A 17955-nucleotide genomic window follows, 5' to 3' on the forward strand; every position below is an offset into this window, starting at 1 on the left:
GCGCTTACCGTCGTCCGCAAGCGGCCAGCCAAGACGCCGCAACCGCATCCGAGGACACGCCCATGACCGCCGCCTCCGCGACCCCGCCCGAAACGGCTCCGGCCTCGCCCGGCTACCGCTTCTATGTGCTGGGGGTGCTGATCCTCGTCTATATGCTGAACTTCCTGGATCGGCAGATCATCGGCATCCTGGCCGCGCCGCTGAAGGCGGAGTTCGGCCTGTCGGACAGCCAGTTCGGCCTGCTGGGCGGCATCGCCTTCGCTTCGGTCTATTCCACCCTGGCTATTCCACTGGCCGCCCTGGCGGACCGGGCCAGCCGGGTGTGGATCATGACCGGCGCCCTGGCGGTCTGGTCAGGCTTCACCGCCCTGTGCGGCGTGGCGGGCTCGTTCGGCCAACTGTTCCTGTTCCGCATGGGCGTCGGCGTAGGCGAGGCCGGCGGCGTAGCCCCCGCCTATTCGCTGATCGCGGACTATTTCCCGCCGAGACAGCGCGCGCGGGCGCTGGCGGCCTTCGCCTTCGGCATTCCGCTGGGGACCGCTGCGGGCACCCTCGTGGGCGGCCTCCTGGCCGCAACCTACGGCTGGCGCACCGCCTTCATCGTCGTCGGCCTGATCGGCCTGCTGGTGGCGCCTATCCTGCGCCTGACCGTGCGCGATCCCAAGCGCGGCGGGTCCGATGCGCCCAAGGTGATCCAGCCCGCCGCGCCCGTGGACGCCGCGCCGGTGGCGGCCCAACCGCCCGTGAACGTCTCGGACCGCGTCGGCCGCATCGCCTCGCGCATCATGCTGGGCCTGGGGGCGGGCTGCCTCGTCCTGGCGGCGCTGGCGCAGTTCGCCGGCCTGGGGCTGAACCCGCTGGTCGCCGGCTTTGGAGGCCTGCTGGCCATCGTCATCGGCGTATCGCTGCACGTCGCGCGGGTCACCGCCTCGGTGGTCATTCCCAAGAAGAGCTTCTGGCTTCTGGCCCTGGGCGCCGCCTCGTCGTCGGTGTGCGGCTATGGCGTGGCCGGCTGGCTGCCGCTGTTCTTCATGCGCAGCTTCGACCTGACCCTGGCCCAGACCAGCTGGTACTACGCCGGCATCGCCCTGATCGGCGGCCTGGTCGGCATCTGGATGGGCGGCATGATCGCCGACAAGCTGGCCAGCCGCGGCAAGGGCGCCTATCCGCTGACGCCCGCGATCGCCTTCCTGATCTCGGCGCCCTGTTTCATTCTGGCGATGAACTCGCCCTGGCTGATCGGCCTGGTCCTGCCGGGCGGCGGGTCGCAGGCGCAGCAGCTGACGCTGGCCTTCCTGATCTTCCTGATCCCGACCGGGCTGAATCTGGCGTGGCTGGGACCGATCACGGCGGCGATCCAGCACATCGCGCCGGCGCCCATGCGTTCGACCGCCTCGGCCCTGTTCCTGCTGATCAACAACCTCTTGGGGATCGCCGTCGGCTTCTACTATTTCGGCTGGATGAGCGACCTGCTGGCGCCCCGCTTCGGCGACGAGAGCCTGCGCTGGGCGATCTACACCGGCATGGGCTTCTATGTTCTGGCGTCCATGCTGCTGATCGGCGCGTCGCGCACCCTCAAGAAGGACTGGGTCGACTAAAGGCCCCGCCGTTCGCGCCATACCCCTGTTGCGCCTGCGAAGGGCCGACGCCTATAAGCGCCGCAACTCTCTCTCAAGCGGTCAGGGCGTCGGTCCATGAACATTCACGAATATCAGGCCAAACAGGTCCTCAAGGGCTTCGGCGCCCCGGTCGCGGCGGGCGTTCCGATCACCTCGGCCGACGAGGCCGAAGCGGCCGCCAAGCAGCTGCCCGGCCCGCTCTATGTCGTGAAGTCGCAGATCCACGCCGGCGGGCGCGGCAAGGGCAAGTTCAAGGAACTGGGCGCCGACGCCAAGGGCGGCGTCCGTCTGGCCTTTTCGATCGAGGAAGCCGTCGCCCACGCCAGGGAAATGCTGGGCAACACCCTGGTGACCGCCCAGACCGGCCCGGCCGGCAAGCAGGTCAACCGCCTGTACATCGAAGACGGCGCCGACATCGCCCGTGAACTGTACCTGTCGCTGCTGGTGGACCGCTCGGTCGGCCGCGTGGCCTTTGTCGTCTCCACCGAAGGCGGCATGGACATCGAGACGGTCGCCCACGACACGCCCGAGAAGATCCACACCATCGCCATCAATCCGGAAGCCGGCGTGACCGACGCCGACGTGGCCGCCATCTCCAAAGCGCTGGAGCTGACGGGCGACGCCGCCGAGGACGCCAAGTCCCTGTTCCCGGCGCTCTACAAGGCCTTCGTCGAGAAGGACATGGCCATGCTGGAGATCAACCCTCTGATCGTCATGGAGAACGGCCGCCTGCGCGTGCTGGACGCCAAGGTCAGCTTCGACGGCAACGCCCTGTTCCGCCACGAGGACATCCGCGCCTTGCGTGACGAGACCGAGGAAGACGCCAAGGAGATCGAGGCCTCCAAGTGGGACCTCGCCTATGTCGCCCTGGACGGCAACATCGGCTGCATGGTCAACGGCGCGGGCCTGGCCATGGCGACGATGGACATCATCAAGCTGTACGGCAAGGAGCCCGCCAACTTCTGCGATGTCGGCGGCGGCGCGTCCAAGGAGAAGGTCGCTGCGGCCTTCAAGATCATCACCGCCGACCCCAAGGTTGAGGGCATCCTGGTCAACATCTTCGGCGGCATCATGAAGTGTGACGTCATCGCCGAAGGCGTGGTCGCGGCCGTCAAGGAAGTGGGCCTGAAGGTGCCGCTGGTCGTCCGCCTGGAAGGCACCAATGTCGAGCTGGGCAAGAAGATCCTGAACGAGTCGGGCCTGGCCATCACCGCCGCCGACGACCTGGACGACGCCGCCCAGAAGATCGTCGCGGCGGTCGCCTAAGCGACCCGACCGCCCCAGACACGCACGAATTCAGAGCACAGACACATGTCCATTCTGGTCGACAAGAACACCAAGATCCTGGTCCAGGGCCTGACCGGCAAGACCGGCAGCTTCCACACCGAACAGGCGCTGGCCTACTACGGCACCCAGATGGTCGGCGGCATCCATCCGGCCAAGGGCGGCCAGACCTGGACCGGCTCGCACGGCGAGAGCCTGCCGATCTTCGCGTCGGTGGCCGAGGGCCGCGACGTGACCGGCGCCGACGCGACCGTGATCTACGTCCCGCCGGCGGGCGCCGCCGACGCCATCATCGAGGCCATCGAGGCCGAAATCCCCTTCATCACCTGCATCACCGAGGGCATCCCGGTCATGGACATGGTGCGGGTCAAGGCGCGGCTGGACCGCTCCAACTCGCGCCTCCTGGGCCCCAACTGCCCCGGCGTGCTGACCCCCGAAGAGTGCAAGATCGGCATCATGCCGGGCTCGATCTTCAAGAAGGGCTCGGTCGGCATCGTCTCGCGCTCGGGCACCCTGACCTATGAGGCCGTGTTCCAGACCACCAACGAGGGCCTGGGCCAGACCACGGCCGTCGGCATCGGCGGCGACCCGGTCAAGGGCACCGAGTTCATCGACATGCTGGAGATGTTCCTGGCCGACGACGCCACGGAATCCATCATCATGATCGGAGAGATCGGCGGCGCGGCCGAGGAAGACGCCGCCCAGTTCCTGATCGACGAGGCCAAGAAGGGCCGCAAGAAGCCGATGGCCGGCTTCATCGCGGGCCGCACGGCCCCGGAAGGCCGCACCATGGGCCACGCCGGCGCGGTCGTCTCGGGCGGCAAGGGCGATGCGGGCTCCAAGATCGAAGCCATGGAAGCGGCCGGCATCAAGGTCTCGCCTTCGCCGGCGCGCCTGGGCAAGACGCTTGTTGAAGTGCTGAAGGGCTGAGCCCTTCAGCGGCGCTTCGCGCGGGCGCTATGCTCGCGACGCGGTCGCTCGCGGCTTGAGCGCCTTCGAGTTGATGAGGCGGTTTTTCCGCCTGAAACGCCTCCGGTTCGCGCCGGAGGCGTTTTTCTTTGCCGTTTGCGACCAATTTCCCGCCGAATCGCCCCGCTTCGGTCATGACCCATAAGGAAACAGCGCCTATATGAGCACACCGCCTACGTGCAGACGTGCGCGTGCGGGTCCAAGGGACTGACAAGAACAATGGCTGACGACGCCGGACGGCTGAACCAGGTCTTTGCAGAGACCGCCTTCCTCTACGGCTCCAACGCCGCCTTCCTCGAAGATCTGCACGCGAAGTGGGCCGCGAACCCCGCCTCGGTGTCGGACGAGTGGCGCGCCTTTTTCGACCAGCTGCGCGACAACGCCGACCAGGTGAAACAGGCCGCCGCCGCCGGCGCCTGGGGCCGCTCGGTTAATGGAGAGCCGACCGAAGAGACCGGCGTCTTTGACGGCCGCTGGCCCGAGCCGAAGCCCGATCCCAAGAAGCCCGGCGCCGCCCCGGCCAAATCCGCGCCGACCTCGGCCGACGAGATCAAGGCCGCCGCCCACGATTCCATCCGCGCCCTGATGCTGATCCGCGCCTATCGCGTGCGCGGCCACCTGCAGGCGACGCTGGACCCGCTGGGCATCGAACAGCCTGTCCAGAACCCCGAGCTGACGCCCGAGTTCTACGGCTTCACCGGTGCCGACCTGGACCGCCCGATCTATCTGGACGGCGTTCTGGGCCTGCAGACCGGCACAATCCGTGACGTTTTGGAGATCCTGAAGCGCACCTACTGCGGCCACATCGGCATCCAGTACATGCACATCGCCGAGCCCGAGGAGAAGTCCTGGCTCCAGGCGCGCTTCGAAGGGCCCGACAAGTTCGAGAAGAACGCCTTCACCAAGGAAGGCAAGCTGGCCATCCTGAACAAGCTGATCGAAGCCGAAGGCTTCGAACGCTTCCTGCACAAGCGCTTCCCCGGCACCAAGCGGTTCGGCCTGGACGGCGGCGAGGCCATGGTCCCGGCTCTGGAGCAGGTGATCAAGCGCGGCGGGAACCTGGGCGTCGACGAGATCGTGCTGGGCATGGCGCACCGCGGCCGCCTGAACACCCTGGCCGCCGTCATGGGCAAGCCCTATCGCGCCATCTTCCACGAGTTCCAGGGCGGCTCGACCGTCCCGTCGGACATCGAGGGCTCTGGCGACGTCAAATACCACATGGGCGCCTCGTCGGACCGCGAGTTCGACGGCAACACGGTGCACCTGTCGCTGACCGCCAACCCGTCGCACCTAGAGATCGTCAATCCGGTCGTGCTGGGCAAGGCGCGCGCCAAGCAGGCGTTCGACATCAGAGAGGCCAACGCCGGCAAGGCCGAAGCCGAATGGGCGCTGGACCGCACCAAGGTCGTGCCGCTGCTGATCCACGGCGACGCCGCCTTCGCTGGCCAGGGCGTGGTGGCCGAGTGCTTCGCCCTGATGGGACTGAAGGGCTACCGCACCGGCGGCACCCTGCACTTCGTCATCAACAACCAGATCGGCTTCACCACCAGCCCGCGCAACAGCCGGTCGTCGCCCTATCCGTCGGATGTGGCCCTGATGGTCCAGGCGCCGATCTTCCACGTGAACGGCGACGACCCGGAAGCGGTCGTCTTCGCCGCCAAGGTGGCCACCGAATATCGCCAGAAGTTCAACAAGGACGTGGTGGTGGACATGTTCTGCTACCGCCGCTTCGGTCACAACGAAGGTGACGACCCGACCTTCACCCAGCCGCTGATGTATTCGAAGATCCGGGCGCAGGCCTCCACGCGCGAGATCTACTCCAAGCGCCTGATCGAAGAGGGCGTCATCAGCCAGGGCGAGGTCGACGCCGAGATCGCGCGCTTCGAGGCCTTCCTCGACGCTGAATTCGATGCCGGCAAGAGCTTCGAGGCCAAGAAGGCCGACTGGCTGGACGGCCAGTGGCAGGGCCTCCAGGCGCCCAAGGAAGAACAGCGCGGTGAAACCGCCGTGCCGGCCGACAAGCTGCGCGATTATGGCCACCGCCTGACCACGCTGCCCAACGACGTGGACGCCCACAAGACGCTGAAGCGCGTGATCGACGGCCGCCGCGAAGCCATCGACAGCGGCCAGAACATCGACTGGGCCACCGCCGAGAGCCTGGCCTTCGCGTCGCTGCTAGACGAGGGCTATCCGGTGCGCCTGTCGGGCCAGGATTCAGTGCGCGGCACCTTCTCGCAGCGCCACTCGGGCATCATCGATCAGACGACCGAGGCCCGCTACATCCCGCTCAACAACCTGCGCGACGGGCAGGCTCATTTCGAGGTCATCGACTCGGCCCTGTCGGAAGAGGCGGTGCTGGGCTTCGAGTACGGCTATTCGCTGGCCGACCCGAACAGCCTGGTGCTGTGGGAGGCCCAGTTCGGCGACTTCGTGAATGGCGCCCAGGTGGTGATCGACCAGTTCATCTCGTCGGGCGAGCGCAAGTGGTTGCGCATGAGCGGCCTGACCATGCTGCTGCCGCACGGCTACGAGGGGCAGGGGCCCGAACACTCCTCGGCCCGCCTGGAGCGCTTCCTGCAGCAGTGCGCCGAAGAGAACATGCAGGTCGCCAACTGCACGACGCCGGCCAACTATTTCCACATCCTGCGCCGCCAGATGCACCGGTCGTTCAGGAAGCCGCTGATCCTGATGACGCCCAAGTCGCTGCTGCGTCACAAGAAGGCGGTCTCGACCCTGGCTGACATGGCCGAGGGCAGCGCCTTCCACCGCGTGCTGCACGACGACGCCCAGACGCGGCCCGAGGTTGCCGGCGTCAGCATCCGCCCCGACAAGGACATCCGCCGGGTCATTCTCTGCTCGGGCAAGGTCTATTACGACCTGCTCGACGCCCGCGAGAAACAAGGCGTGGACGACGTCTACATCCTGCGCCTGGAGCAGTTCTATCCGTGGCCGATCCAGTCGCTGCGCAAGGAGCTGGCCCGCTTCGTCAACGCCGAGCTGGTGTGGTGTCAGGAAGAGCCCAAGAACATGGGCGGCTGGACCTTCGTCGATCCGTGGATCGAGCTGACACTGGAGAAGATGGACATCAAGGCCAAGCGCGCCCGCTATGTCGGCCGCCCGGCCTCGGCCTCGACCGCCGCAGGCCTGATGAGCCGACACCTCAAGGAACTCGAGGCTTTCACCACCGAAGCCTTCGCCCGATAATCAACTAGCCGCCCCGATACAGACGCACCCGCACGAGACCGACGACATGGCCGACATCCTGACCCCCGCCCTTGGCGAATCCGTATCCGAGGCGACCATCGCCAAGTGGTCGAAGAAGGTCGGCGAGCCGGTCAAGAAGGACGAGGTCCTGGTCGAGCTGGAAACAGACAAGGTCTCGCTGGAGGTCGTGGCGCCGGCCGACGGCGTGCTGGGCGAGATCAAGTTTGGCGAGGGCGACACGGTGACGCCGGGCGCGGTGTTGGGCTCGGTGTCCGAGGGCGGCGCGGCCGCCGCGGCCCCCGCTCAGTCGAAAGCCGAGGCGGAACCGGCCAAGGCCGAGGCCGCTCCGACCGACGCCGCTTCCGAGGCCGTCGCCATCAATGTCCCGACCATGGGCGAAAGCGTCGCCGAGGGCTCGATGGGCAAGTGGCTCAAGACGTCCGGCGAGGCGGTGAAGAAGGACGAACTGCTGGTCGAGATCGAGACCGACAAGGTCGCGGTCGAAGTCTCGTCGCCGGTCGACGGCGTCCTGACCATTGAGGCCGACGAGGGCGCGACCGTCACCCCGGGCCAGAAGATCGGCTCCGTCTCGGCCTCGGGCGCGGCGTCCGCCCCGCAGGCCGCCGCCCCGGCTAAGTCGGCCAACACCGGCTCGGCTCAGGTTTCCGGCGACAAGCTGTCGCCGGCCGTCCAGCGCGTCGTCGCCGAGAACAACCTGGACCCCAAGGCCATCGCGGCTACCGGGCCCAAGGGCAACATCACCAAGGGCGATGCGCTCGCGGCCATCGGCTCGGACGCGACCGCGCCGGCGCCCAAGGCCGCTGCGCCGTCCGCGCCGCGTGAAACCGGCCCGCGCGAAGAGCGCGTGAAGATGACGCGCCTGCGTCAGACCATCGCTCGCCGCTTGAAGGAATCGCAGAATACGGCCGCGCAGCTGACTACCTTCAACGAGGTGGACATGACCAACGTCATGGCCCTGCGCGCCGCCTACAAGGATGTGTTCGAGAAGCGCCACGGCGTGAAGCTGGGCTTCATGAGCTTCTTCACCAAGGCGGTCGTCGCCGCCCTGAAGGAGATTCCCGCCGTCAACGCCGAGATCGACGGCACGGACATCATCTACAAGAACCACTACGACATCGGCGTGGCCGTCGGCACCGACAAGGGCCTGGTCGTGCCGGTGCTGCGCGACGCTGACCAGCTGTCGCTGGCGGGCATCGAAAAGGGCATCGGCGCCCTGGGCAAGGCCGCGCGTGACGGCGACCTGACGCTGGACCAGCTGCAGGGCGGCACCTTCACCATCACCAACGGCGGCACCTACGGCTCGCTGATGTCGACGCCGATCCTGAACGCGCCGCAGTCCGGCATCCTGGGCATGCACAACATCGTCCAGCGCCCCATGGCGGTGAACGGCGAGGTGAAGATCCGCCCGATGATGTACATCGCCCTCAGCTACGACCACCGCCTGGTCGACGGCAAGGAGGCGGTGACCTTCCTGGTGCGCGTCAAGGAACTGCTGGAAGACCCGCAGCGGGCTCTGCTGGACCTCTAGGTCCGACGACCCTCGAAACAACGAAGCCCCGGGGTGATCCCCGGGGTTTTTTTGTCGCCCGCTTTGGCGGCGGTCCACGAAAAAGGGCGGCGTCCGCGAAGACGCCGCCCTTCATTCTCAGTGAGCCGATGAACTTCCTTAGAAGTCCATGCCGCCCATGCCGCCCATGCCGCCGCCCATGTCGGGGGCGCCGCCGCCGGAGGCCTTCTTCGGCGCATCGGCCACGGCCGCTTCGGTCGTGATCAGGATACCAGCAACCGAAGCCGCGTCCTGCAGAGCCGTTCGGACCACCTTGGCGGGGTCGATGACGCCCATCTTGACCAGGTCGCCATACTCTTCGGTCTGGGCGTTGAAGCCGAACGACGGGTCGTTGTTCTCCAGCACCTTGCCGACCACGATCGAGCCTTCGACGCCGGAGTTTTCGGCGATCTGGCGGATCGGAGCCTGCAGGGCGCGGCGGATGATGGCGATGCCGGCGTTCTGGTCGGCGTTGTCACCCTTGACGTCGGCCAAGATCTTGGAGGCCTTCAGCAGGGCGATGCCGCCGCCCGGAACGATGCCTTCGTCAGCCGCGGCGCGCGTGGCGTTCAGGGCGTCGTCGACGCGGTCCTTCTTTTCCTTCACTTCGACTTCGGTCGAGCCGCCGACGCGGAGCACGGCGACGCCGCCGGCCAGCTTGGCCAGACGTTCTTGCAGCTTCTCCTTGTCGTAGTCCGAGGTGGTGTCTTCGATCTGGCGCTTGATCTGGGCCACGCGGCCTTCGATGTCGGCCTTCTCACCCACGCCTTCGACGATGGTGGTGTCGTCCTTGGTGATCGAGACCTTCTTGGCCTTGCCGAGCATGTCCAGGGTCACCGACTCGAGCTTGATGCCCAGGTCTTCCGAGATGACCTGGCCGCCCGTCAGGATGGCGATGTCTTCCAGCATAGCCTTGCGGCGGTCGCCGAAGCCCGGAGCCTTGACGGCGGCGACACGCAGGCCGCCACGCAGCTTGTTGACCACCAGGGTGGCCAGGGCCTCGCCTTCGATGTCCTCGGCGATGATCAGCAGCGGACGGCCCGACTGCACCACGGCTTCCAGGATCGGCAGCATGGCTTGCAGCGAGGTCAGCTTCTTCTCGAACAGCAGGATGAGCGGCTCTTCGAGGACGGCCTCCATCTTGTCGGCGTTGGTGATGAAGTAGGGCGACAGGTAGCCGCGGTCGAACTGCATGCCTTCGACGACGTCGACGGTGGTGTCGGCGGTCTTGGCTTCCTCGACGGTGATGACGCCTTCGTTGCCGACCTTGGCCATGGCCTGGGCGATCAGCTCACCAATTTCCGAGTCGCCATTGGCCGAGATGGTGCCGACCTGGGCGATTTCCGAGTTGTTCGAAACCGGCTTGGAGCTGTTCTTGATGTCTTCCAGGACCAGGGTCACGGCCTTGTCGATGCCGCGCTTCAGATCCATCGGGTTCATGCCGGCGGCGACGGCCTTGAGGCCCTCTTGCACGATGGCCTGAGCCAGGACGGTCGCGGTGGTGGTGCCGTCACCCGCCTTGTCGTTCGTCTTCGAAGCGACTTCGCGGATCATCTGGGCGCCCATGTTCTCGAAGGCGTCTTCCAGCTCGATCTCTTTGGCGACCGACACGCCGTCCTTGGTCGAGCGCGGCGCGCCGAAGGACTTCTGGATCACGACGTTGCGGCCCTTGGGCCCCAGGGTCACCTTGACGGCGTTGGCTAGTACGTTGACGCCCTTGAGCATCTTGTCGCGAGCGTCGGTGTTGAAGTGTACGATTTTAGCGGCCATGCGGGCAGCTCCTATCTAATTGGGATGTAAGGGAAACCGGTCAGACGCGTCTTACGACAGCACGCCCAGGACGTCGGATTCCTTCATGATGATCAGGTCGTCGCCGTCGATCTTCACTTCCGTGCCCGACCACTTACCGAACAGGATGCGGTCGCCGGCCTTCAGCTCCAGGGCGTTGACCACGCCCTTGTCGTCACGGGCGCCGGGGCCGACGGAGACGACTTCGCCTTCCTGGGGCTTTTCCTTGGCCGTGTCGGGGATGATGATCCCGCCCTTGGTCTTGGACTCTTCTTCAACGCGCTTGACCAGCACGCGGTCGCCGAGGGGACGAAACGCCATCTGCATGTTTCCTCTAAAGGGTTGTCGATACGCCCGACGGAGCGCCGTTTGGCAGCCAGAGCCGTCGAGTGCTAACGCCGCCGGAGGTAGGCAGACGAAGGGGTCGAGTCAAGGCGGGCGAGGCGCGTTTCGGGCTGGATTTCCGGCCGCTCGATGAACCGAGAATGAACGCAGGGCTCCGGGGACGTTCAAGCCGGCTGTCTTAGAAAAGGTGCAACGCCGGGAATTCCCTCGGCCATGGACCAAGGAGACGGACATGACCAAGATGATGAAGACGGGCATCCTCGCCGCGGGCGCCGTGGCTCTGACCATGGCCGCGGCCAGCCCCGCCGCCGCCCAGTATCGGGACCGCGACCGCGACAACACCGGCCGTGACGCCGTCGTCGGCGCCGTCGTCGGCGGCCTGGCCGGCGCTCTGATCGGCAATGGCGACGGCCGCTATATCGCCGGCGGCGCCCTGGCTGGTGCTGCGGTCGGCGCTACGGCCACCAATCGCGGCTCGGGCTGCGAATACTACCGCGGCGGCCAGTGCTACCGGAACCAGGGCCACTGGGAGCGGGAACATGGCATCAACAGCCGCGACCCGCGCTGGCAGCAGCGTCGCGATTATCGCGACCACCGCTACAATAGCCGCCACGACCGTCGCGATTATCGCCGCGACTACCGCTACGACCGTCGCTGGTAGAACGACGGCGCATCGAGAACGAGATGAGGGAACGGGCGCTTCGGCGCCCGTTTTCTTTTGGGTTCAGCTGAGGCGACGCAGCAGGTCGGCCGTCGAGGGGTCCAGGCTTTCCGACACCTGGCCGCCGTGCGCATCCGTCAGGATCGCTTTCGCCAGAACCTTGCCCAGTTCCACGCCCCACTGGTCGAAGCTGTTGATGTCCCAGAGGACGCCCTCGACGAAGGTCTTGTGCTCATACAGCGCCAGAAGGGCCCCGAGCGCCTGCGGCGTCAGGCGATCCATGACGATGGTGGTCGAAGGCCGGTTGCCCGGAAACGCCTTGTGCGGCGCCAAGCGGTCGGCCTCTTCCGCCGCGACGCCCGAGGCCAGCAGCTCCTCCCGCGCCTGATCCTCGGTCTTGCCGATCATCAGGGCCTGGGCCTGGGCCAGGGCGTTGGCCCACAGCGGGGCCTCGACGGCGTCGCCCAGGGTGCGGCGCAAGACCACGAACTCGGCCGGGACGGTCATTGGGCCCTGGTGGATCTGCTGGAAGAAAGCGTGCTGACCGTTGGTGCCCGGCTCGCCGAACACGACCGGGCAGGTCTGGCGCTCGACCGGCCGCCCGTCCAGCCGCACCCGTTTGCCGTTCGACTCCATCTCCAACTGCTGCAGGAAGCTGGGCAGGCGGCGCAGGCCGTGGGCGTAGGGCGCGACCGTCCGCGCCGGCCGGTTCAGCCCATCGACGTTGTAGATCTGCGCCAAGGCCATCAGCACCGGGGCGTTCGCCTCGAGCGGCGCCTCCAAGAAATGCGTATCCATGGCGGCCGCGCCGTCCAGCAGGCCCTGGAAGACATTCCAGCCCAGGGCGATGGCGCAGGACAGGCCCACCGCCGACCACAGCGAATACCGCCCCCCGACCCAGTCGCGAAACCCGAAGGTCCGCCCGCAGCCGAACGCCATGGCCTTGTCCGGCGCGGCGGTGACGCCGATGAAGTGCCGATCCAACCCTTCTTCCGGCAGGGCGGCCTTCAGCCAGTCGCGCGCCAGCACGGCGTTCGCCAGCGTCTCCTGGGTCGTGAAGGTCTTGGAGACGACGACGACAAGGGTCGTTCGCGGGTCCACCCCGGCCAGGGTCTCGGCCATCTCGCGGGGGTCGATATTGGCCACGAACCGCAGGTCCAGCGCCGCGTCGATCGGGCGAAGCGCGTCCCAGATCAGACGCGGCCCCAGATCCGAGCCGCCGATGCCGACGTGGACGATGGTCTCGAAGCGCTGGCCCGTGGCACTACGTTCGGATCCGGTGCGCACAGCCTCGGCATAGGCGCGCATCTCGGCCCGCACCGCCTCAACCTCGGCCGAGACGGGTTCGCCCAGGGCCTTGAAGCCGGCGCCCGCGCTGGCCCGCAGCGCCGGATGCAGCACCGCCCGGCCCTCGGTCGGATTGACCACTTCGCCCCCGAACAGGGCGGCGCGGCGGCCTTCCACATCTGCGGCGCGCGCCAGGGCCAGGGCCGCGACGAACCCCTCGCGGCTCCAGGACTGCTTCGAAAGATCCAGATGCAGGCCGGCGGCTTCCACGCTGAACCGCGCCAGACGCTCCGGGTCGGCCGCGAATTGATCCAGGATGGGTATCCGCCCGTCGCCTTGCGCCGCCGCCGTCAGCGCGCCCCAGGCCGTGTCGATGGTCAGGGCGTTTGCGGTCGGGTCGGTCATGGTCGGCTCCAACGAAGTCAGGGAGGTCATAAGCCCTCGTTTACGGTCCAGGCGTAAGCCGGTTCAATCCGCAAGGCCGGATTCATTGGAAAGGTCTCGCCATGTCCTGCGCACTCGCCCTCGCCTCCGCTCTTCTGCTGGCCGATCCGGTTGCGGCGACGGCCGCCGCCCAGCCCGCAGCTGCAACTGCAGCCGCGCCAGTGTCGGTGGCTGGAGAGCCCCTGTTCGCCGACATCATCGCCCGCTCGGCGCGGCTGAAGGCGGTCGTGGACGGCTGGAGCGCCTCGGGCGCCGCCGACGCGTCCGGTTTCGTGACGGGCGCCGACTTCACCGCCTTCAAGGCCCAGACGGTCGAACTGGCCGCCCTGGACATGCAGGGCCACGTCATCCTGCGTGAACGCGGGACGGACGGCGATCTGAAATGCATCCTGCGCGGCATCTCCGAGGACATGCCCAAGAAGGTCGCCGCCGTCGAAAGCGCGGCCGACGCCCACGCCCGTCATACGGCGCTGGAAGAGCTGGCCTATCTGCTGAACGACAATGTCGAGGTCATCACCGCCCCGCCTCAGCCGGAAGTGTAGGGATTTTTCTGGCGCTACGTTCGCCGCGCGGCGGCTCACCGCTTGAGCGCAAAAGAAAAGGGGCCGCGACTGTCGCGACCCCTTTTTGCATTACGAAATGTCAGTCGCTGTCAGAGCAGGCGCTTGCGCATGGCCTGGGACAGGAAGTCGATCAGGGTCACGGCGACCACGACGATGATGACCACGGCCGACACGTCGCGGAACGCGAAGGCGTTCATACGGTCGAACAGGACCTGGCCGATGCCGCCGGCGCCGATCAGGCCCAGCACGGTGGCCGAGCGGCTGTTGGATTCGAAGCGGTAAAGGGCGAACGAGGTCCACAGGGGCGCGACCTGCGGGATGACGCCCCAGTTGATCTCGTGCAGCTTGGAGGCGCCGGTGGCGCGCACGCCCTCGACCGGGCCCTTGTCGATGGATTCCACCGCTTCGGAGAACAGCTTCGCCAGCACGCCGGCTGTGTTCAGGGTGATGGCCAGCACGCCGGCCAGCGGCCCCAGACCCACGGCGACCACGAACAGCAGGCCGATCACCAGGTCCGGGATCGAGCGCAGCAGGTTCATGACGATGCGGACCGGCTGAACCACCCAGACGGGCGCGATGTTGCGCGACGCGGCCAGGCCCATGGGCACGGCGAAGATCACGGCCAGGAAGGTGCCCCACAGGGCGATCTGCACCGTCTCCCACATCTTGTCGACGAATAGGCGCCAGTCGGTGAAGTTCGGACGCAGCAGCTCGGCGCCGAAGTTCTGGATGCTGGCCGAGTTGGTGACCAGGTTGGAGATGTTGCCCAGGTCGACGGGGCCGAAGCTGATGATCAGCAGGACGGCCACGCCGCCCCAGATCAGAACGTCGAGCGCCCAGGCTCCGGCCGACTTGGTCGGCGGCTTGGGAATGGCGGTCGCGGCGACGGCGTCGGTCAAGGCTGGACCTCACGCAGGGCGCGCAGGCGGTTCAGCTCGGCCTCGGCGGCCGTGACGGCGGCGGCGTTGTTGCCGCGCCGCGCCTGGGACAGGGCCTGGTCGGCGATCAGTTCGCGCACCGGGTTCAGATAGCTGTCATCGGCGGGGTTGAAGCGCGAATAGTTGAGCCCGGCCAGAACCTGGCGCTGACGTTCGGCCTCGGCGCCCTCGCCCTGGCCATAGGTCAGGAAGAACTGGCGCACCTTTTCCTTCAGCGCCGGATCCAGATCCTTGCGCACCACGATGCCCGATTCCGGGATCGGCGGGGATTCCCAGATCTCGACCAGCTGATCGGCGATGCGCGGGTTCTCGCGGCGGATGAAGATGGTGTTGACGCTGTTCGACGTCGCCACGTCCAGCACGCCCGAGGCGACCGAGAAGGCGTTGGCCTGGTGGTTGGCCGAGCGCACGGTGCGGAAGCAGCGCGACGGATCGATGTTGCGCGGATTGAACAGGAAGGTCAGCGGCGCCAGCGTGCCCGAGGTCGATTGGGCGTCGCCGATGCCGAAGTTGTACCGCTGCCCGCACGCAAGCACGCTGTCCAGGGTGATGCCCGACCCCTGACGCACGATCAGGGTGGACTTGTAGCTGTCGTTGCCTTCCGGATCGACGATGCGGGCGATCACCTCGGCGTCAGCGCGGTCGATGGCTTCGACCGCCGGCTTGGCCGAGAACCACGCCACCTGGGTCTGGTTGGCGCGCATGGCCTCGACCAGAACGGTGTAGTTGGAGCCGAAGTGCGGGCGCACGCGCACGCCCGTGGCCTTGGCCATGTCGTCCAGTAGCGGCTGCCATAGCGGGCCCGACGAGGCCTGGCCTTCGGCGGACAGGATGGAGAAGGTGATTTCGGTCGGCGCGCCCGAGGCGGACTTGCCGTCGCCCTGGCCGCACGAGGTCAGACCCAGGGCCAGCGCGCCGGCGGCCGCCAGGCCGAGAGCGCGACGCGAAAAGTTGAAACGGCTCATGCCTTGGTTTCCCAGAAGGCGTCCTCGAACTCGGGACCGTAGATTTCAATAAGGCGCTTGGTGTCCAGCCCGGTCGAGGGGCCGTCATAGACCACCTTACCGCCCTGAAGCGCGATGACGCGGTCGCAGTAGCGGATGGCGTAGTCGACCTGGTGAAGGGTGACGATCACGCCCAAGCCGTCCCGCTTGTTCAGCTCGACCAGAAGCTCCATCACCTTGCGGGCGGAGACCGGGTCCAGCGAGGCGACGGGCTCGTCGGCCAGGATGGCCTTTGCGCCCTGGACCAGGGCGCGGGCGATGGCGCCACGCTGCTGCTGTCCGCCCGACAGGGTGTTGGCGCGCTGGGCGGCGTAGTCGGACACGCCGACGCGGTGCAGGGCCGCCATGGCCTTGTCCTTGTCGGCCTGGGGCCAGACGCCGAAGAAGCCGCGCCAGCCCGGCAGGCGGCCCAGCGATCCCAGCATGACGTTGGAGAACAGGCTCAGCCGGCCGACCAGATTGAACTGCTGAAAAATCATGCCCAGGCGCGAACGCGCGCGACGCACGGCGTTGGTGGTGCGCCCGTCCTTCTGGACGGTTTCGCCGAACACCTGGATCGTGCCGCCTGGGTCGATGGTCTGCAGCCCCGTGATGGAGCGCAGCAGCGTGGACTTGCCCGAACCCGAGGGTCCGATCAAAGCCACCATTTCACCGGCGTCCACGGAAATGGAGACGCCGTTCAACGCTTTGCGGGCGCCGAAGGTCTTCGTCACGTCGCGCGCCAGGACTAGGCCCGGGCCGGCGGTGGCGGTTGCAGAACTCATGGACTCGCTAAGGGTCGGCTGCGGGTGGGGGCGCCGGATGACGCGAGAGCGGCGTTTCGGCAAGTCTTAATCGCACGCCTGCGTCGATCTCGTCCAGTGTGCGGTGTTCAGGCCGCGCCCGCGGCCTCCCGAAGGCGGGCGCGATCGTCGTCGTCGGTCAACGCGCGCAGGCTGCGGGCCAGCGCCTGATCGGCCAGACCGGCGGCCGCTCGGCCGACAGAGCCGGGATCGCGCGCCAAGGCTCGTAGAGTCTTCTGCAAGCGCACCGCGACCATCAGATCTGCGTCGCCATAGCGCATGGAGGGCCCGAAAAGGTCGTCGATCAGGTCCTTGGCCGACAGCGCCGGACCAAGCAGCCGGTCGCAACCCGCCTCGACCGGCTTGTCGCACCCCTCGGCCCACACCTCGGCCACGCGCAGCGCCGCGGCCATCACCGCCACCGCGGTGCCGGGGTCGTTCACCCCGGGCGACAAGGCGCGGGCCGTGACCTCTCCCAGGACGACGGCGCCATAGCGCGGGTCCTGATCGTAGGACCGATTGTCCCCGATTACGAAGGCCGAGCAGATGCGGGCGCGTCGAGCGTCGTCGGCCTCGCCCTGGAGGCGGGCCAGGGGGTCGCCCTTCCGAACTAGGTCGCCCGGCTGAACCAGGATCTGGATGCGGCCTTCGATGGCTTCGGCGCAGGCCTGCAGGCGTTTGGGGTCGACATTCTGAACATAGCCCGTGGCCGGGGCATGCACTGTCGGGCCGTCCAGCAATGCTCCAGCCGAGCCGCCCAGCCGCGGCTGCGTCAATCGGTGAATGAGGGCGTCGGCCGCACGCGTCTCGATCTGCTGAATCGTGTGGCTGAGGCGCGCCAGGCTGGACAGGCGGTCCACCCAGGCCAGAAGCCTGAACGCGACCAGGCCCACCACGAACAGGCTGACCACGAAGATGATCGCCCGCCCTTCGGCTCCATAGTACTGGGCGTTGATCGCCGTCAGTCCGACGATGGCGTAGAGGAAGGCTCCCACGAAGGTCGCCAGCGCCTTCTGAACCGCCTCGTCGCCGGTCACCAGTCCCGCCGCGCGCGGCGTCGCCGAGGACGAAACCGAGGTGTAGGCCGTCACCATCGCGCCAAGCGAAAAGGTGGCCACCGCCAGCAGGCTGGAGGCCAGTACCGCCAGGATCTCCTCGACCGACTCTCCGCCCAGGCGCTCGGCCATCACGTCCGGCACCCAAGGGCGCAGGAATACCGCCGCAAGCGCCGTGAACACGCCGAGCGCTGCATACAGACCCGCACGCCACCACAGGCGGCGGCTAAGCTTGCGCCAGAAGAACAGCCAACGGCTCATGATCGCCCCTCGAACCCCGCGACCGGGGAAGTTTTTCGGAACGCCCCGGGGACAGGACGGTTCTCCTGAACGCATCCACCCACAGGCCCCGGCCGGCCGCGTCATCAAAATACCGCTTTACATGACGGCGACGCGACCCTAAATCGCGCGCTCCGGCGGACCCCGTGGTCTAACCGTTATGCGC

The 17955-nt window shown here is 67.3% G+C and carries 14 protein-coding genes; 7 read left to right on the forward strand and 7 right to left on the reverse strand.

Annotated elements, in window-relative coordinates; translation table 11 throughout:
• The first annotated feature begins 62 nt into the window (after positions 1 to 62).
• From ACK4I0_RS06285 to odhB, 5 genes are all read left to right on the forward strand, one after another.
• Positions 63 to 1598 (forward strand): spinster family MFS transporter, encoded by a 1536-nt coding sequence (locus ACK4I0_RS06285; RefSeq protein WP_409609090.1) that lies wholly within the window; start codon positions 63 to 65, stop codon positions 1596 to 1598.
• A gap of 96 nt (positions 1599 to 1694) precedes the next feature.
• Positions 1695 to 2885: an ADP-forming succinate--CoA ligase subunit beta gene (gene sucC / locus ACK4I0_RS06290; RefSeq protein ID WP_409609092.1), complete on the forward strand. Its 1191-nt coding sequence runs from the start codon at positions 1695 to 1697 to the stop codon at positions 2883 to 2885.
• 45 nt (positions 2886 to 2930) lie between these two features.
• A complete protein-coding gene (gene sucD / locus ACK4I0_RS06295; protein ID WP_409609094.1) occupies positions 2931 to 3833 on the forward strand; it encodes a succinate--CoA ligase subunit alpha in 903 nt (300 codons plus the stop codon).
• Between the two features lie 258 nt (positions 3834 to 4091).
• Entirely contained in the window at positions 4092 to 7076 is a 2985-nt protein-coding gene (locus ACK4I0_RS06300) for a 2-oxoglutarate dehydrogenase E1 component (protein WP_409609096.1), read from the forward strand.
• Positions 7077 to 7122: 46 nt separating this feature from the next.
• Positions 7123 to 8625, forward strand: coding sequence for a 2-oxoglutarate dehydrogenase complex dihydrolipoyllysine-residue succinyltransferase (odhB, locus tag ACK4I0_RS06305; protein WP_409609098.1), 1503 nt, complete (start codon positions 7123 to 7125; stop codon positions 8623 to 8625).
• Positions 8626 to 8763: 138 nt separating this feature from the next.
• On the opposite strand, the gene groL is transcribed toward odhB, so the two are convergent.
• Both groL and ACK4I0_RS06315 read right to left on the reverse strand, forming a co-directional pair.
• A complete protein-coding gene (gene groL / locus ACK4I0_RS06310; RefSeq protein ID WP_409609100.1) occupies positions 8764 to 10413 on the reverse strand; it encodes a chaperonin GroEL in 1650 nt (549 codons plus the stop codon).
• Between the two features lie 51 nt (positions 10414 to 10464).
• Positions 10465 to 10752, reverse strand: coding sequence for a co-chaperone GroES (locus ACK4I0_RS06315; RefSeq protein WP_135062067.1), 288 nt, complete (start codon positions 10750 to 10752; stop codon positions 10465 to 10467).
• A 256-nt stretch (positions 10753 to 11008) separates the two neighbouring features.
• Between ACK4I0_RS06315 and ACK4I0_RS06320 the strand changes: the two genes are divergently transcribed.
• On the forward strand, positions 11009 to 11437 hold the full coding sequence (locus ACK4I0_RS06320; protein WP_409609102.1) for a hypothetical protein: 429 nt from the start codon (positions 11009 to 11011) through the stop codon (positions 11435 to 11437).
• Between the two features lie 63 nt (positions 11438 to 11500).
• Here ACK4I0_RS06320 and pgi read toward each other — a convergent pair whose 3' ends face one another.
• Positions 11501 to 13129 (reverse strand): glucose-6-phosphate isomerase, encoded by a 1629-nt coding sequence (gene pgi / locus ACK4I0_RS06325; protein ID WP_409609104.1) that lies wholly within the window; start codon positions 13127 to 13129, stop codon positions 11501 to 11503.
• A gap of 101 nt (positions 13130 to 13230) precedes the next feature.
• On the opposite strand from pgi, the gene ACK4I0_RS06330 reads away from it, so the two are divergent.
• Positions 13231 to 13710 (forward strand): hypothetical protein, encoded by a 480-nt coding sequence (locus ACK4I0_RS06330; RefSeq protein WP_409609106.1) that lies wholly within the window; start codon positions 13231 to 13233, stop codon positions 13708 to 13710.
• A 110-nt stretch (positions 13711 to 13820) separates the two neighbouring features.
• On the opposite strand, the gene phnE is transcribed toward ACK4I0_RS06330, so the two are convergent.
• The 4 genes from phnE to ACK4I0_RS06350 form a co-directional block, all read right to left on the reverse strand.
• A complete protein-coding gene (gene phnE, locus ACK4I0_RS06335) occupies positions 13821 to 14630 on the reverse strand; it encodes a phosphonate ABC transporter, permease protein PhnE (RefSeq protein ID WP_409609108.1) in 810 nt (269 codons plus the stop codon).
• Positions 14627 to 15634 (reverse strand): phosphate/phosphite/phosphonate ABC transporter substrate-binding protein, encoded by a 1008-nt coding sequence (phnD, locus tag ACK4I0_RS06340; RefSeq protein WP_409609110.1) that lies wholly within the window; start codon positions 15632 to 15634, stop codon positions 14627 to 14629. The genes phnE and phnD overlap by 4 nt, the downstream gene beginning before the upstream one ends.
• Complete coding sequence (gene phnC / locus ACK4I0_RS06345) at positions 15631 to 16437, reverse strand: phosphonate ABC transporter ATP-binding protein (RefSeq protein WP_409609112.1); 807 nt, start codon at positions 16435 to 16437, stop codon at positions 15631 to 15633. Before phnC ends, phnD begins: the two co-directional genes overlap by 4 nt.
• Positions 16438 to 16544: 107 nt before the next feature.
• Positions 16545 to 17771: a DUF2254 domain-containing protein gene (locus tag ACK4I0_RS06350; protein ID WP_409609114.1), complete on the reverse strand. Its 1227-nt coding sequence runs from the start codon at positions 17769 to 17771 to the stop codon at positions 16545 to 16547.
• Between the last annotated feature and the right edge of the window lie 184 nt (positions 17772 to 17955).

Origin of the sequence: Brevundimonas sp. (genome assembly GCF_046295775.1) — a bacterium.
Lineage (GTDB): Bacteria > Pseudomonadota > Alphaproteobacteria > Caulobacterales > Caulobacteraceae > Brevundimonas.